This window comes from Pseudoneobacillus rhizosphaerae (genome assembly GCF_917563885.1).
Lineage (GTDB): Bacteria > Bacillota > Bacilli > Bacillales > Cytobacillaceae > Pseudoneobacillus > Pseudoneobacillus rhizosphaerae.
Map to the genome: position 1 here is coordinate 18,398 of NZ_CAKJTG010000007.1, position 15,904 is coordinate 34,301.

The following is a 15,904-nucleotide window of genomic DNA, read 5'->3' on the forward strand; positions in this document are numbered from 1 at the left end:
TGCGTTCGTATTATTTTTTTAGGAGTAGCGTGTAAATTTAACTGCTTTCCCCAATAGTTTTCTTCAAAAACCTCTTTAAATTACCTTATTTCCTGGTTTTTTGGGCTTACTTGATATTTATTCCGACTTTTTTGGCTTGGATTCTGACTTTTTCAATGTTTTTTCCGACTATTATCTCAGGAATTCCGACCAAATTGGAGTTAATTCCGACTTATTCACAAATCGGCCACACTTTATACCGGATAGGGATATCCAAATAATAACAAACTAAAAAGTTTTATACTTTTTAGTATCAGCAAAAATTTATATCTATCAACTTTAACAAGATTTCTATCAACTTCTTGGCTATATCTATCATTTCGCAACTTATATCTATCTAAATTGGCCATATATCTATCTTTTTCACATATTCATCACAAATCCAATCTCGCTTTCTAGCTACCGATCCCATCTCACCTTCAAATCAGGCAACACCGGAAATGGATGATGTGGCTCTTGCTGATACCAATAAGCTACAGAAGCAATGTCTTCACTCAAAGGCTTATATCTTTTATATTTCGGAAAGTTTGGGTACCATCCTAACGTTTGAACGGTCACTTTTAAGTCACTTTCAAAACCGATGGAATCAAGCAGATGCCATCGATAAAGACTGTATTTCCGTGGAGCTCGATCATTTACAATTTTAGCAAGTGGCATTCCAACGTATGGATAGCTAAAGGCCTGTTCATTATTTTGAAACGTCTGGTTATCAGAAGTGTCCATATTGGAGAAACCCCATGCCCCACCGAAATAATCCTCTGTTCCAGTATCGGCCATCGACGGGTATTCGGTATCTCCGTCCAAGTAGAATTTGACTTCTCCTTCTCCCCACCAGTTACTTGAAAGTGCATTCCATGCTAAATATGTACCTACATAACTACCCTTTCCCTTTATTTCATCGACAATCACATAGTTAGGATCATCAATCGAAGTTACTGCTTTTCGATACTGCGCATGAAAATAGCCTACATCCTTCGGAACTTCCTTTAATTTATACTGTATTTTATAAGCTACGATAAAGGAGTCAATCGGACCATCATTTGTTAACGTGAATTTTGCACCTTCTCTAAACGGCATTTGCCAGTAGGAAGTGCAACCTTTTTTAGGAGCCACTACTACGGGTACAGAGTTAACAAGGTGAGGCTGACTATCATGGCCCATCGCGAAAAATGCACCTAATGGACATTCCACTGACGGATGGTCCTCATCATCCCAGTAAATTCTCAACACAAGCTCGCTATAATTTTCCAGACTACTCGTAATAAAAAAATAATTGATGATGCCCATACCTTTGATATCCGCTAAGACAGCTGTTTCTCCAGCCCTCACATTAATAAAAGGGCGAACTTTATACCCCTTTCCGAGGTCAAGAGCTGCATCACTATGCTCTAAAAATGGATCGGATGGATTGGGTTCCCACAAACACGCCTTCCCTTTTTCACCTGTAGGATTTTCTGGAGAAATCATCCGTGTTGTTCCGCCTAATTCATATGGTAAATGACCAAGCAAGCTCATTCTATACCCTCCCTAAAGTTTCGGTTATACACCTTTCGAAATAATTCAAATCCCTTCCGATACTCTTCGACATTCTCTTTTATCGGACTGGCCATGAGTTTCATTTTACTTTTTAAAAGATGCTCTACAGAACCTAATGATTCGAATGTTCCAATACTCAGCCCTGCAATAATCGCCGCCCCCATGGCTGCTTGTTCCTTTGTATCACAAACATAAATGTCACAATCGAAGATATCTGCTTGCATTTGCAGAAGCACCCTGCTTTTCGTCCCACCACCAGAGGAGATGACTCTCTCATATTCCAAGCCCGAATTCTTAAAATCTTCTAGAATGTCACGCAGTCCATAAATCATTCCTTCCATAGTGGCTCTGACTAGATGAGCAAGGGTATGGCTCGTCGTTAAGCCGAAAAACACACCTTTAGCATGAGGATGATTCCGTTCACCGTTCAAATAGGGTAAAAAAACAAGGTCATTACTACCAACTGAAACACCTTCTGCTAAACGATCGAATTCTGTATAACTAAACGTTCCTCCAGCTAATCCTTTCACCCACTGAAGAACACTGCCACCATTCAAACTCGTTCCCACGATATTCGTCAAATCTCCCACCGCATGCGAGAAGATACTTAATCCTTCTAGTCTCTTATTTTTATGAAATTTAGACGTTAAACTAATTTGACTGCCCGTGCCAATATTACAATTTAAAATTCCTTTTGAAAAAATGGAGTTCCCGAGAAGCTGCATGGAATGATCTGAACCGCCATAAGCAACCTTACTCTGTTCAGAAATCATTAGCTGATGGGCAACTTCTGGGATAAGCATTCCCGCTATATCAGTTGAACGATGGATGGGAGGAAATAGCGAAGGATTGATACCTAATTTCTCTAATAAATCAAAGTCCCAATTCTGAGTAAAAAAAGAATAAGCGCCTGTTCCACAGGCATCACTATGTTCTGTTGCAATTTCACCCGTAAGCTTGTAACGTATATAATCCTTGGGAAGCATTACCTTATCTATTTTTGAATAAACTTCCGGTTCATTTTCCTTTACCCATAGTAAGGATGGCAATAATGTACCAAGCCAAATGTTATAAACATTTTCTTTATTGGCATGGAGTAAGATTTTTTGAAGTTCTTCCGAAGATCGATTATCCGCCCAAATGATCGATGGTCTAACTGGTTGACCATATACATCCACAGCTACAAGGCCATGCATTTGCCCTGAAAGTCCGATTGTTATTGAACAACCATCTAAGTTTAGAGCTTGAAATGACCCACAAACGGCATTCCACCAACGATTTGGGTCTTGCTCAGCCCAATGAGGAAATGGTTGATTGATTCCATAGTCGACTCTATACGTATCTAATACCTCTAGCTTTTCGTTCGTGACCATTACTTTTAAGCTGGAGGTTCCAACATCAATACCGACTAACTTATTCATCTGACAGCCCCCGCTTTATCATTTTTTAGATAAAATAGAGATACTTGCTCAGACACAAGTATCTCTATTCCAAACTTGTTACATAACCAACAGATACACCCTATATGCAACTCCTGATAGAGCAAAGAGTGTGGTACAGGCAACAATTATTGAATCAACTCTTGTTTTCAAAGGATCCCGGTAAAAGGTTTTTTTAGCATTCGAATTGAATCCTTTACTTTCTAAAGCAACAACCTGATTTTGTACTTTCATAATCGAGTTCGAAATCAGTGGAACCATAATCGGAATAAAGGCTTTCATCCGATTAAGCAAATTCCCCTCCGTATCCAATCCTCTAGACTTTTGAGCATTCATGACTTGATGCATCTCTTTGTTCAGAACAGGGATGATTTGAAACGTGGAAGTCAACACGAAACTGGCTCGATACGAAACACCCGCTTTATTTAATGCAACACCCAATTCGGTCATGTTTAACGTTCTAATCGCCAGGAACAAGACAGCAATAAGTGGAACGATTCGGCAGTATACATCGGCAGCCGTTGTTAATCCCTCTTTATATAACGTAAAACCGGTTCCAGGAATGATATTCCACACAACAGTCTGATTCGCAGGGGATAAGATTCCTTGTATGAGAAATAAACTTATGCCAAGAAGAATAGCGGCAATTAATAAAACCTTAAATTCCTTCAGCATTTTTTCCTTTAAGATAACCAGTAAAGCGAGAACAAATATGAAACTTGAAATATAGTAATTTGAAAAAGTAAAGATACCAATAATAAATCCTAATGATGCCCATATTTTTGTCATCGGATAAAGTCTTTTTAAAAACGAATTTTTTTCGTGAATGCTTAACATACATTCATATCCCTATTCTTTTCGCTTTGCTGGAGGAATTAAATTTTTCATATTCGTCGGTAATTTCTTTAAAATTAAGAAAGCAATAATAACTGCAATTCCTTTATCCACTAAGTTAACTGGTAATCTAGCAACAAAGGCAGAGGAGAAGATATCATTACCAGCAGCTAGGAAGCCAGCTACAAGTAAATCTACACCAGCACCACTTACACCACCATATAGGAAGACAACGAGTGGCGCAGCAATCAGTGAATTCGCTAATGTAACGAGGATCGTAGCAATGACAATGTGAATCCAATTTTTGAACTTTCCTTTCATCGCCATATACCCGACGATTAACCCTGACGCCATATTACACAAGCCAAACGCCATTCCTAATACATCCCCATGAATGAGTCCTAATACGACATTGGTCAGCAAGCCTGTTACACCACCGACAATCGGCCCGGTGATGGCAGCAATAACGATTGTTCCAATTGAATCCATGAAAATAGGCAACTTAAGCTGCCCAGCAATCAATCCAGCAATCACGTTGATGGCAATACCGATAGGAATAAGAATCAGTGCATACGTCGTTCTAGTCTTCGAGTTGAGCGTTGCGGTCTTTTTTTCTTCCATTTGCTTTCTTCCTCCCTTAATTTAGATTATTTTTTGACTTGATCTATTTTTATAGTGGGAAACAAAGTCTCCGACACTTAAAAATATTCTTTTTTCAGGGTCAACATCTAAACCTAATAACGTAATTTGCGGAGGTTCAATCCAAGCTTTTTCTAAAATTTCTGTCTCACTAAAAACGTTTGCTATTTGCGAATCTAACAAAACCTTGCCTTCAGCCATCACAATCACTCGATCTGTATTCTCAGCGACAAAATCCATATCATGAGAAATCATCACGACGGTATTTCCTTGTTCATGCAAGAGCGAAAGGATCTTTCGAAGAAGCCGCCTTCCGTCTTCATCTAACCCTCCTGTCGGTTCATCTAAAATCATGACCTTAGGAGCATAGGCAAGTACAGAGGCGATGGTAACTAGCTTTTTCCTCGTATAATCAAGTGTCATCGGATGCTTATCAAGAATTTTCCCAAGATTCAGTAAATTTACGACATACTCAATTCGTTCCTTTGTTTTTTCCTCACTAAATTTGAAATTTTTCGGCCCCACCTTTAACTCATCCATCACAGTGGAGGAAAAGATTTGATGGTTCGGGTTCTGAAAAACATAACCAACCTTTTGTGATAAGTAGCCCACACTTTTCGTAGTTGTTTCTTCACCATCGATGACAACAGAACCTTCGGTCGGCTTTAGCAAGCCATTAAAATGCCGAACTAATGTGGTTTTTCCGCTTCCATTTTGCCCAATGATACTAATTAAATCATTAGGCAAAATAGATACATCGACACCTTTTAATGCTTGAACTCCACCTTTATATTCATGGACAAGATTCTTGGTTTGAATAATTGGATCCATTTTCTTGCCCCCTATATTCTTTAAAAGTACGACTTGCCTCTTCAAGGTTGATAGGTAGTTTCGTAAATTGGTAGGTTTCCTTTAACCCATAAGCGGCATCTGTCACTTGTGGTAATCGAATGTGATAGTCATTTAACAATTCCTTTTGTTGTAAAATCTCACTTGTTGGACCGTATAGCTTCAATTCACCTTCGAAAAATACCATTAGCTTCGTCGTGTATTCAGCCATTTTCTCAATGTTATGGTCCACCATAATAATCGTCCTACCTTGTCGATGTAATTCTTTGACCAACTTAAATACTTCATCTCGACCTTTTGGGTCAAGCTGAGAGGTGGATTCATCGAGGATAATGACTTTTGGACGTAACGCTAGTAGACATGCAACCGCAAGGCGCTGCTGCTGGCCACCCGAAAGTTGAAAGGGGGATCTTTCTAGGAATTCTGTTAAATTACAGCTAATGGCTACTTCATTCACACGCTTAATCATCTCGGAACGTTCAAAGCCCATGTTACACATCGCAAAGGCAATCTCATCCTCTACCGTTTCTTGGGTAAATTGACTTTCTGCATCCTGGAAGACGACCCCAACTATTTTGGTAAAGTCAGAGACATTAGAGGATTGGATCGTTTCATGGTTAACCACAACATCCCCCATCCAATCTCCACCTAAGATGTGAGGTGCAATTCCAATCATGGAAAGACAAGCTGTCGACTTTCCAGCTTTGTTCGGCCCAATCAAACCAACAAAGTCTCCTTCTTCGATGGTCGCATGGATTTGTTTTATTGCTGGTTCTTCCGTATTAGGATAATAATAGGAAAAGTTTTTGAACTCTATTATTGGAGTACCCAAACATAACCCTCCTATTATTTGTTATTTTGCTTATCTAATATTTTAACTGCTTCCAATCCCACCTTTATGGTGTCTTCCATCGATCCCCACATATTTAAAATACAGCCAGCTCTCAAGTTTCTTACAGATGCTATAACATACAAAGCCGCAGCCTCCATCTCGGAGGCAAGAGCACCACCCGCTACCCAACATTCCCATCGTTCTTTAAGTGTTTGCGCAAGAGGCATTGTTTCCGGCTCCACTTCACCATAAAATGAATCTTTCGATTGGATCACGCCTGCATGATATTTCTTTCCTAGATTTGTAGCCGCTTGGCAAAGCGCCATGGAGACATTCAAGTCAGCGACCGCTGGAAATTCAAGAGGCATATATTGTCTGCTCGTTCCTTCATCTCTAATAGCTGCCGTCCCTATAACCACTTCACCTTTTTGGATAAAATCTTGCATCGGTCCCGCCGTCCCTATTCTGATAAACGTATCGGCACCTACTCTGCTTAACTCCTCAATAGCAATCGCAGTAGACGGAGAGCCAATGCCTGTTGAACAGACAGAAACCTTTATTCCATCGATATAACCGGTATAGGTTTTGTATTCACGGTTTTCAGCTACCTTCCACGATTCATCAAACAAACTAGCAATTAACTCAACCCGTCCTGGGTCTCCTGGGACAAACACGTATCTTCCAACATCACCTGGGGCAAGATCCACATGGTACTGCTTATTTTGATTATTTTCCATAACATATCGAATCCTTTCTTTAATGGGATGGTTATTTTTTAAAAAATAGTCTTTAAAAAGTGGAGTTGTTATAAATAACGATTGGGAGATTTCAAGAAATTATCTGCAGCGATAGCAGCTGCACCATAGAGGATCGAATCATTCGCAAACTCAGTTATTTGAATAGATATATTTTCATATACACTCGCTAAAAGCCTTGGCCTTACCGTTTCATGAATAGAATGGATTAATACCTCTCCTCCTCTCGACATTGTCTCACTTATAATGACCCAATTAGGGTTATAAACGTTGGCGATATTGACGATTCCATAGCCCATATATTGACCCATTAATTTGACCATCTCGACGGCTAATTCATCCCCGAACTCCATTGCTTCAAAGATTCTCTCCGCCGTTAAATCTGCGTCATCATTCAGGATACTTTCAGGATACTTTTTCAAATTTTCCTTTGTTTCTTTTATTAGGACATAGGTAGTACAGTATTTCTCTAGGCACCCATAGCTTCCACAAGAACACTTTCGTCCATTATAATCAATACTCATATGCCCCACTTCCCCGGCCATCCCTTGACTTCCAGCAAATAACTGACCATCAATAATAATCCCAGCCCCTACTCCCTCGCCTGCAAGGAGATTCACCATAACCCCATGTTCAAAATGGTTCTCACTAAACCACCATTCCGCTAAAGCAGCTGCATTAGCGTCATGTTCAACGAACACTGGTATACGAAAAGTTTTATCGAATTCAACTTTAATATCGATATTCTCCCAGCCAGGTAATTCAGTTATAATAGCTATTTTTCCCTTCGTCTTTAAAAAGGGACCAGGGATGGCTATACCAATGGCCGCTACATCTTCGTATTCGCTCATAAGCTCTTGAACAGCCGTTTTCATTTTGTTCAACGTAACTGTAGCCCCGGTTAACATATCAATCTTTTCACTTTTAAACTTGTATTCTTCCCCAAAGAGATCATAAACACCGATGGAAAAAGACTTCCTGGATAATTTCACACCAATAAACTTATACAAATGATTATTTATCGATATCCCAATGGATCGCCTTCCCTTTTCACCATCAACGACACCAACCTCTTGAACAATCCCAAGCTCTATTAAACTGGCAATTATTTTCGTAATAGAGGCCTGCTTTAAGCCCGTTTCCTTAGCCAGTTGAGCTCTAGTACATATCCTGTATTTTCGTATAAGCTTTAATAACAAAGAACGATTCATTTCTTGGATATCCTCAAGGTTAGTCCCTTTTTTTACATTTGAATTATTCACAATAATTCCCCTCACAGTTGTAACCGTTTACAATATTGAGTTTATGAATTAACAGTGTTAATCATTACACTTTTGGATAAAAAAGATTTGAATTTGAAAGTGGGAAGATTTTTTTAAAATAACAATTTTCAATCAAACGTTTGATTGAATTCAAATTCAATACGCATTCTTAAAGGTTTATTTTAACTCATACAAAATTCTACATTTTCCGCATATTATATTGGAATATTTTTAACATCTCTTCTGCTACCTCTATCTTTCCTAAACTATATAAAAAAGTATGATATACTTTAAAAAGTTTGTTTCTAGAGGTGGATCTTAATGAGTTCAGCATTGGCAAAATCAAATGTAAAATCAACTTATATCTATTTATTTATCGCTGGAATTGTACTTGCAGCCTTTAATTTACGACCAGCAATCACATCATTAGGTCCATTGGTGGGCTTGATTCAAGAGGATGTTGGACTAACGCATTGGAGCGCAGGTTTATTAATGAGTTTGCCATTAATCATCTTTTCCATCATGTCCCCACTTGTGCCTAAAATCGCTTCGCGGCTATCGAATGAACGGACTATGGTGCTTGGCCTAACTATTCTTTTAATCGGCATTGTCATAAGGACAATCCCCACAGCCTTTTTCCTATTTACCGGAACCATTCTTGTGGGATTGGGAATTGCGATTGGAAATGTTCTTTTACCAGCGGTCGTAAAGGAAAAATTCCCGAAAAAATTCGGATTAATGACGAGTGTGTATTCAACCTCGATGGGGTTAATTGCCTCCTTAGCCTCGGGAATTAGTATTCCGTTGGCGCAGGGATTACATTTCGGCTGGCAGGGTGCACAAATTGTTTGGGGCATTCCAGCTATTATTGCCATCATCGTCTGGGTGTTTCTTAGTAAAAATCGAGTGGGAGAAAAGAATGAAATAAAGAAAACTCAATCGGGAGAGAGTCGCGTGTGGAGCAGCACGCTTGCTTGGCAGATTGCCATCTTTATGGGGTTTCAATCCTTTTTATTTTATGTCACTATTTCGTGGCTGCCAGAAATTTTACTGAGTCATGGATTAAGCATGGAAGCAGCTGGATGGCTCCTTTCATTTACCCAACTGGTAGGACTGCCTACAAGCTTTATTATTCCTGTCTTAGCCTCACGCTTCACATCGCAAAGTTGGATCGCCTTTGCATTAAGCTTTTGTTCTATTTTAGGTTATAGTGGATTATGGCTCGGCACGTCCTATCCCGCATTAATTATTAGCATTATCTTAATCGGCATCGCACTGGGCGGAAGCTTTCCATTGGCCTTAAGCTATATTGGCCTTCGCGCCAGAAACGGCAGTCAGGCTGCTGCTTTATCTGGCATGGCCCAATCAACAGGATATATCCTTGCAGCCGTAGGTCCGTTATTAATCGGCTACCTTTTTGATAAAACTCATGCGTGGACAACACCACTTATCACTTTGATTGTCATCTCATTCATTACAATGATCTTTGGTACCCTTTCCGGTCGAAATCGATTTGTATAGGGGCCACTTTCTGATCTAAGGCCAGCATTGATATAACTTTTTTAACATAACAATTTTCAATCAAACGTTTGATTGAATTCAAATTCACCATGCATTCTTAAAAGCTTAATTTAACTCTTGCAAAATTCTTCATTTTTCGCACATTATATTGACATATTTTTAAACAAAAAAAGAAGCATGAGTCCCCTCATGCTTCAGATATTCCCCAAAACAAAGTACAGCAAGAAACAAACCCCAATCACATACATCGTCACAGATACTTCGTTTCTCCTACCTGTAACAAGCTTTAATATCGGATACGCTATAAAACCAAATGCAATTCCATTGGCAATACTAAAGGTCAAGGGCATGAGGACCATCATGAGATACGCTGGAAAAGCCTCAGTAAAATCTTCGAACGGAATTTCCTTGATGCTTGTGATCATGAGACAGCCAACAATTATCAAGACAGGTGCTAGTGCACTGTTAGGAATCACTTTAAAAAGTGGAATCAGAAAGAGTGCGGGTATAAATAGCAAGGCAGTCGTGAACGAGGTTAAACCTGTTCTCCCACCTGCAGCAATCCCAGTTGCCGACTCTGCGGCCGTTGTCGTTGGGCTGCAGCCAAAAAGACCTGCTGTCATAACAGATACTGAGTTGGCTTGGAACGATTTTCGGAACTTGGATTTGTCTGGAAGCATGCCAAGCTGCGCCCCCATATTTTGAAATATAATCACCATCGATAACGAAAAGACAGCTATCCAAAAGTTGAGCGAACCCGCTCCACTAAAATCAAACGCAAATAACACTTCCCCATAGCCGCTAAACGAAAAACTGAAATCCTTTAATACGGAAAAATCAACGATTCCAAATAAGGCGCCAATGAAAGTTCCAGCAATAATCCCTATTAAAAAATTCCCCTTTACTCCACGTAGGAACAAGGGCACCATAATAAGTAAGGTCAGTATTGTCGTTAATGCCTCAGGCTTACTCAGACTAGCTAATGTAACAAAGGTACTTTCACTTGCAATAACCAATCCACCATTTTTTAATCCTAAAAAGGCGATAAATAAACCAATTCCCGCCGTCATCGCATGAATAATCGATTTTGGGATGGATTGAGATAGATAGACAGCCCCTTTTGTGACGGTTGTGATCGTAAAAACAACACCTGCTAGGAAAACAGCTGCCAGTGCCTGCTGCCAAGGTAGCCCTAATGCAAAAACTAATGTATACACGAAAAATGCGTTATCTCCCATACCCGGAACAATAATTAACGGTGAATTCGCCCAAAAAGCCATTAGCATACAGCCTATAAAGGCACAAACCACGGTTGCAATCGTTGCCGCTTCATACGGCATCCCGACCAAACTTAAAATCGCTCCATTAACGGCAACAATATAAGCAACCGTCATAAAGGCGGTTAGCCCTGCCACAACCTCGGTACGAATCGTCGTATTTTCTTTTTCTAATTGAAAAAAGCTTTCTATTCCTTTAAACATTTTGTATCACGCCTTTACTTTGAAGCTTGCTGGCCATTGATGGACCGATAGCTACTTCACTTTTTTAATAAAATGCAAAAAACCATGGATTTTGTGCAAACTTACATCATATTTTATACTCGACACCAATTTGCTGAGTTCCAGCCCCTAAATCTAGCCTCTTTTTTATATGAAAATCGCTTAATCTCGGTTTTAATCGCCTATCTTTAGGTTTTAATCGCTTAAATCTATAATTTAATCGCCTATTTCTAGCATTTAATCGCCTAAAATTTTGTTTTAATCGCCTAAGCCCATTCTCACACTCCACTACATGTTTTACCGCCTAAAAATGATATAATATTCTATACAATTAGCTTTCAAAGGTGGAAAGGATGAACATGTATGATTACAAACCTCTTGGATATCCCAATCTTCGCAGATATTCCGCCTGAAGACTTACCGCAAATCCTTCCATTATTAAAGGAGCGACAGTTTAAAAAGAATCATGTCCTAGTGTTCGAAAATGATCAAAGTGATGAGGTTTATATGATTCGTTCTGGAATGGTAAAGATATACCGTATTCATGAAGGAAAGGAAATTGTTCTTGGTATTTCTACTCCTGGTGATATTTTAGGAGAAGCAGAAGCATTGTCCAATGACAAACATCGTATTTCTTCGATTGAAGCGATTGAAAATGTATCAGCTTGGTTGTTAACGAAGCAGGATTTTTTAAAAATCGTCGATAAGTACCCTTCTGTCCTAAGAAAAGCTTACATGATTCTCGTGGAGCGTACTCGTGTATTGAACCGCTTAATTCGCTATTTGACGTTTTATGATGTCCGAACAAAGGTTGCCAATTTAATTATGGACTTTTATTATAATTTCGGAAAACCAAGTGATAGCATTTACAAAATTGACTTAAAAATAAACCAATCCCTGCTTGCCAATATGCTCGGTGTGACGCGAGAATCCATTTCTAAAACACTTGGTGATTTTCAAGCTGAAGGACTTATCGAGATACACGATAAGTATTTTTATTTATTAGACAAGGACAAGCTAGAATCCATTTGTCATCAAACAGAAGAGATTCCAACGCTCCGTAAGTGGTATAACTTATAAAGTGACAACCTTACTACTATAACAAAATGCCTACTTCATTTCCGTTACAGTCTTAACGTTAATTTTGTTAACCAGTTCACACTTTTGGGGTTGGCACCTTAACAGAAGGTAAATTTGTATTGTGCTATGATTTTTAGGTAAACCTATTTTAAGCACATAGACAAATTTATTGGAGGTTATTTTAGATGAGTGTACATATCGAAGCAAAACCAGGCGAAATTGCAGAATCCATCCTACTACCAGGAGATCCTTTACGTGCAAAATACATTGCCGAAACATTCTTAGAAGATGTCGTTTGTTACAACCAAGTTCGTGGTATGTTGGGATATACAGGAACCTATAAAGGAAATCGTGTATCCGTTCAAGGGACAGGTATGGGAATGCCGTCAGCATCTATTTACATTCATGAATTAATCAACGATTATGGGGCGAAAAATTTAATCCGTATCGGAACCTGTGGAGCGATTCAAAAAGATGTAAAAATCCGCGACGTCATTATTGCTCAAGCAGCGGCAACTGATTCAGCCATCATTCGTAATGATTTTCCTGGGTACGACTTCCCGCAAATTGGAGACTTTGGATTAATCAAGAAAGCCTATGAAGCTGGAACAGACAAGGGACTGAATATCCGTGTAGGTAACGTCCTTTCCTCTGATCGTTTTTATTCGAAAAAGAATATGTTAACTGAGCTAGCTGCGCATGGTGTATTAGCAGTTGAAATGGAAGCAGCTGGACTTTACTATTTAGCGGCACAATTCGGAGTAAGTGCCTTAACTCTACTTACCGTTAGTGACCACATCCTAACCGGTGAACAAACTTCATCGGAAGAGAGACAAACCACTTTTAATGATATGATTGAGGTTGCTTTGGCGACGGTGGCTAAGTAAAACATGTAAAGCATGGCGACGGTTCTCATTCTTTCCAACCAGCAAGAAAAAGAAGCATGAGACCGTCCCATGCTTCTTTTTATCTAAGAATTCAATTTAGGATTAGGACCGTATTGATTCTCATCTTTACTATCCTCACAGAAGAAGACCAGTAAAACAATGAAGCCAATTAATGGAATTAGCCCAATTAAGAGCCATAATCCGCTTCTTCCGGTATCATGTAATCTACGAACCCCAACAGCAAGTGAAGGTAAAAAAATAGCAAGAGAATAAAGGGTGGATAGAACTTGAGAAAGATTAAACAACCCATCTACAAAACCGATGACAAAGCCAATAATTACATTAAAGAGGAAAAACATCCAGTATTCTTTTCGTCGTGCTCTTCCTTGAAATCCAACGTAATTCTTAACTACCTTCAAATACCAATCCATTAACAATCCCCCTTCTACTATTTTTATAGAATATAAAAAGACCGCTACTGCAATGATATTCAAAACTCTATCGTTATATTCTAAACTAACCTTGTAAAAAGAAGCATGGGGCAATCCTGACGCTTCCCCTTTTATTAGGTGAATGAAGCGTGAGAATCGTCCCCATATATCTTCTTATTTTACTCTTGCAAACCCAAAGCCTGAGGCGTAGTCGTCACCAGTTGCAGCTCCAATTCCACCTTTTATGTCATAAAGCTTTGCTCTTCTTTGTAGTTCAGCACGAAGTTGAGTGTGGCTCCATGTCGTGTTAGATGCCCAAATTTTTGCAGCTAAGCCAGAGACATGTGGAGTAGCCATTGAAGTTCCGCTAATGGATTTGTAATTTCCATCATACCATGTAGATTCAATCGCACTTCCTGGTGCAGAAATTTCTACGTCTTTCTCTCCAATGACATAATCACCATCTGTATTAGGATTTCCTCTTGAAGAGTAATCCGCCACTCGGTAAGTACCATTCTGTTGAACATTCTCAAGGGCCGCTACGGCAACAGCATTTGGTAAAGCCCCTGGGTAACCGATTGTATTGGCAGCAGAACCTGAATTTCCGGCAGCAGCAATGACTAACACACCTTTTCCATAAGCATAAGTGACAGCATTAGCAATCAATGTATCCTTTGCGCTTGAACCAAGTGACATAGAAATAATAACCTTTGCGCCTGTTCTTGTTTTTTCATCAGCTGCGTGGCGAATCGCATTGGCAATATCATCCGAATAGCCTGAACCGCTATCAGTAAGTACTTTATATGCCCATAATTCCGCTTCAGGAGCTACACCATAAACGCCTAAACCATCAGATCCACCATGAGCTAAAGCCGTTCCAGCCACATGGGTACCATGACCATTTCGGTCTGTACATGTTCCATTTACCATGGAAGAAGATGTTTGTGTAAAATCTTTACACTGCTCCGCACTACCCGCTAAATCAATATGATTGGTAAAAACACCTGTATCCAATACGGCTACCTTAATTCCATTTCCTCCTGATGTTTTAGTAATGGCCGCGTCATTATAGATGGCTTGAATTCCCCAAGGAGTTTGGTCGCTTGGTATTGTTGCCATTGCTTCTATACCATCTGTTTTTGCGTCAGCATCTACTCTAGTATCTAAAGTTAACTCTTGAACTTTTTCAATTTGTAGGTTTTTATTTTTCAATAAAGCTAAGTATTGTTTTTCGTTTACCGTTGTACTAAAACCTTCCTCCCCGAAATCGACGCGCGTACCATATTCATTTTTGACTTTACTCTTTTCTGCTTGTGGTCCCTGAATCCATACACGGAAGGTTTCATTACTGCTCGCACCCTCTTCTTTACCAAAGGCACCACTAGCAAACATAGACACCCCCAATACTACGCTAAGAACAACCGACCCCACTACTTTACGCTTTTTCATCATCCATCTCCTCTCAAGCTTTTAAACTCGCAGTCTTTGTAATCTGCACTTTTAGTATATTTACAACTTTGGTACTTATTAACGATTGGTGGTTGGGAAAATATTGTCATTGGAAGATATTGTAAAGTTGAAAAGTGACATGGGGACGGCTCATGTTCCCTTCTATGCTTTTGAAACTAGTAATTAGTAAACTAATTTGAATAGATTGATAGACAAGAATCATTGAGGAATGAGAACCGTCTGATGTTTCAATCAATAAATCTCTGCAAGAATACAGGTACTAACCAAAAAGAGGTAATTTTCTTTTGGGAAAATGGCTTAGGCGATTAAATGAGGGTTTTAGGCGATTAAACTGCTGGTTTAGGCATTTAAAATGCTGTTTTAGGCGATTAAAATGCTGTTTTAGGCAATTAAATTTATTGTGATAAGAGGGGTTGTTTTTTACTTAAAAGAGGCGCCTGAATCCGTAATGATTTTGGCGCCTTTTTTAGCTTGTTTTCTGTTTGGCAATCAATTCCCTTTTCGTGACAGGGTTATCCATCAAAAATCCTCTTAAATTACCTTTTTTTAGCTTTTTTGTGTATGCTTGAAATGAATTCCGACTTTTTCGGCTCGGATTCCGACTTTCCCGACCTTTATTCCGACTCTTCTGGCGTGTATTCCGGCCCAATTCGAATTAATTCCGACTTTTTCACAAATCGGCCACATTCCATACCGCAAGGGGTATCTGAAAAAATAGCAAACTTAAAGTTTTTTTTACTTATTAAAAATATATCAGCCTTTTTCAACAACATATCAGTCAATTTCGTGGATATATCAGCCTTTTCTTTTTATATATCAGACTAAATTAGA

The 15,904-nt window shown here is 39.2% G+C and carries 14 protein-coding genes; 3 read left to right on the plus strand and 11 right to left on the minus strand.

The window, feature by feature from the left end; translation table 11 throughout:
- Positions 1–438 precede the first annotated feature (438 nt).
- The 8 genes from LRP83_RS07220 to LRP83_RS07255 form a co-directional block, all read right to left on the minus strand.
- Positions 439–1,554, minus strand: coding sequence for a glycoside hydrolase family 172 protein (locus tag LRP83_RS07220; RefSeq protein WP_230496023.1), 1,116 nt, complete (start codon positions 1,552–1,554; stop codon positions 439–441).
- Positions 1,551–2,996 (minus strand): xylulokinase, encoded by a 1,446-nt coding sequence (xylB, locus tag LRP83_RS07225; protein WP_230496024.1) that lies wholly within the window; start codon positions 2,994–2,996, stop codon positions 1,551–1,553. The genes LRP83_RS07220 and xylB overlap by 4 nt, the downstream gene beginning before the upstream one ends.
- Positions 2,997–3,074: 78 nt before the next feature.
- On the minus strand, positions 3,075–3,851 hold the full coding sequence (locus LRP83_RS07230; protein WP_290369505.1) for an energy-coupling factor transporter transmembrane component T family protein: 777 nt from the start codon (positions 3,849–3,851) through the stop codon (positions 3,075–3,077).
- 12 nt (positions 3,852–3,863) lie between these two features.
- A complete protein-coding gene (locus LRP83_RS07235; RefSeq protein WP_230496026.1) occupies positions 3,864–4,469 on the minus strand; it encodes an ECF transporter S component in 606 nt (201 codons plus the stop codon).
- Between the two features lie 21 nt (positions 4,470–4,490).
- Positions 4,491–5,318: an energy-coupling factor ABC transporter ATP-binding protein gene (locus tag LRP83_RS07240; protein ID WP_230496027.1), complete on the minus strand. Its 828-nt coding sequence runs from the start codon at positions 5,316–5,318 to the stop codon at positions 4,491–4,493.
- Complete coding sequence (locus tag LRP83_RS07245) at positions 5,281–6,168, minus strand: energy-coupling factor ABC transporter ATP-binding protein (RefSeq protein ID WP_230496028.1); 888 nt, start codon at positions 6,166–6,168, stop codon at positions 5,281–5,283. Before LRP83_RS07245 ends, LRP83_RS07240 begins: the two co-directional genes overlap by 38 nt.
- Positions 6,169–6,182: 14 nt before the next feature.
- Positions 6,183–6,905, minus strand: coding sequence for a uridine phosphorylase (gene udp, locus LRP83_RS07250; protein ID WP_230496029.1), 723 nt, complete (start codon positions 6,903–6,905; stop codon positions 6,183–6,185).
- Between the two features lie 68 nt (positions 6,906–6,973).
- Positions 6,974–8,185 (minus strand): ROK family protein, encoded by a 1,212-nt coding sequence (locus tag LRP83_RS07255; protein WP_230496030.1) that lies wholly within the window; start codon positions 8,183–8,185, stop codon positions 6,974–6,976.
- Between the two features lie 321 nt (positions 8,186–8,506).
- Between LRP83_RS07255 and LRP83_RS07260 the strand changes: the two genes are divergently transcribed.
- Positions 8,507–9,706, plus strand: coding sequence for a CynX/NimT family MFS transporter (locus tag LRP83_RS07260; RefSeq protein WP_230496031.1), 1,200 nt, complete (start codon positions 8,507–8,509; stop codon positions 9,704–9,706).
- A gap of 194 nt (positions 9,707–9,900) precedes the next feature.
- On the opposite strand, the gene LRP83_RS07265 is transcribed toward LRP83_RS07260, so the two are convergent.
- Positions 9,901–11,187, minus strand: coding sequence for an NCS2 family permease (locus tag LRP83_RS07265; RefSeq protein ID WP_230496032.1), 1,287 nt, complete (start codon positions 11,185–11,187; stop codon positions 9,901–9,903).
- A 381-nt stretch (positions 11,188–11,568) separates the two neighbouring features.
- On the opposite strand from LRP83_RS07265, the gene LRP83_RS07270 reads away from it, so the two are divergent.
- The gene (locus tag LRP83_RS07270; protein ID WP_230496033.1) at positions 11,569–12,285 is read left to right on the plus strand and encodes a Crp/Fnr family transcriptional regulator; all 717 of its coding nucleotides are present in this window, start codon (positions 11,569–11,571) and stop codon (positions 12,283–12,285) included.
- Between the two features lie 185 nt (positions 12,286–12,470).
- Positions 12,471–13,172: a purine-nucleoside phosphorylase gene (gene deoD, locus LRP83_RS07275; RefSeq protein WP_230496034.1), complete on the plus strand. Its 702-nt coding sequence runs from the start codon at positions 12,471–12,473 to the stop codon at positions 13,170–13,172.
- Positions 13,173–13,255: 83 nt separating this feature from the next.
- On the opposite strand, the gene LRP83_RS07280 is transcribed toward deoD, so the two are convergent.
- Both LRP83_RS07280 and LRP83_RS07285 read right to left on the minus strand, forming a co-directional pair.
- Positions 13,256–13,603 carry a DUF805 domain-containing protein gene (locus tag LRP83_RS07280; RefSeq protein ID WP_230496035.1) on the minus strand — a complete coding sequence of 116 codons (348 nt, stop codon included), beginning with the start codon at positions 13,601–13,603 and terminating at the stop codon, positions 13,256–13,258.
- Between the two features lie 174 nt (positions 13,604–13,777).
- Entirely contained in the window at positions 13,778–15,052 is a 1,275-nt protein-coding gene (locus LRP83_RS07285; RefSeq protein WP_230496169.1) for a S8 family peptidase, read from the minus strand.
- Between the last annotated feature and the right edge of the window lie 852 nt (positions 15,053–15,904).

Bases quoted from the DNA above. Each gene is read 5' to 3' on its own strand.
- xylB (WP_230496024.1), bottom strand. From the start codon at position 2,996: ATGAATAAGTTAGTCGGTATTGATGTTGGAACCTCCAGCTTAAAAGTA.
- LRP83_RS07260 (WP_230496031.1), top strand. From the start codon at position 8,507: ATGAGTTCAGCATTGGCAAAATCAAATGTAAAATCAACTTATATCTAT.
- udp (WP_230496029.1), bottom strand. From the start codon at position 6,905: ATGGAAAATAATCAAAATAAGCAGTACCATGTGGATCTTGCCCCAGGT.
- LRP83_RS07270 (WP_230496033.1), top strand. From the start codon at position 11,569: ATGATTACAAACCTCTTGGATATCCCAATCTTCGCAGATATTCCGCCT.
- deoD (WP_230496034.1), top strand. From the start codon at position 12,471: ATGAGTGTACATATCGAAGCAAAACCAGGCGAAATTGCAGAATCCATC.
- LRP83_RS07235 (WP_230496026.1), bottom strand. From the start codon at position 4,469: ATGGAAGAAAAAAAGACCGCAACGCTCAACTCGAAGACTAGAACGACG.
- LRP83_RS07230 (WP_290369505.1), bottom strand. From the start codon at position 3,851: ATGTTAAGCATTCACGAAAAAAATTCGTTTTTAAAAAGACTTTATCCG.
- LRP83_RS07240 (WP_230496027.1), bottom strand. From the start codon at position 5,318: ATGGATCCAATTATTCAAACCAAGAATCTTGTCCATGAATATAAAGGT.
- LRP83_RS07220 (WP_230496023.1), bottom strand. From the start codon at position 1,554: ATGAGCTTGCTTGGTCATTTACCATATGAATTAGGCGGAACAACACGG.
- LRP83_RS07280 (WP_230496035.1), bottom strand. From the start codon at position 13,603: ATGGATTGGTATTTGAAGGTAGTTAAGAATTACGTTGGATTTCAAGGA.
- LRP83_RS07285 (WP_230496169.1), bottom strand. From the start codon at position 15,052: ATGAAAAAGCGTAAAGTAGTGGGGTCGGTTGTTCTTAGCGTAGTATTG.
- LRP83_RS07265 (WP_230496032.1), bottom strand. From the start codon at position 11,187: ATGTTTAAAGGAATAGAAAGCTTTTTTCAATTAGAAAAAGAAAATACG.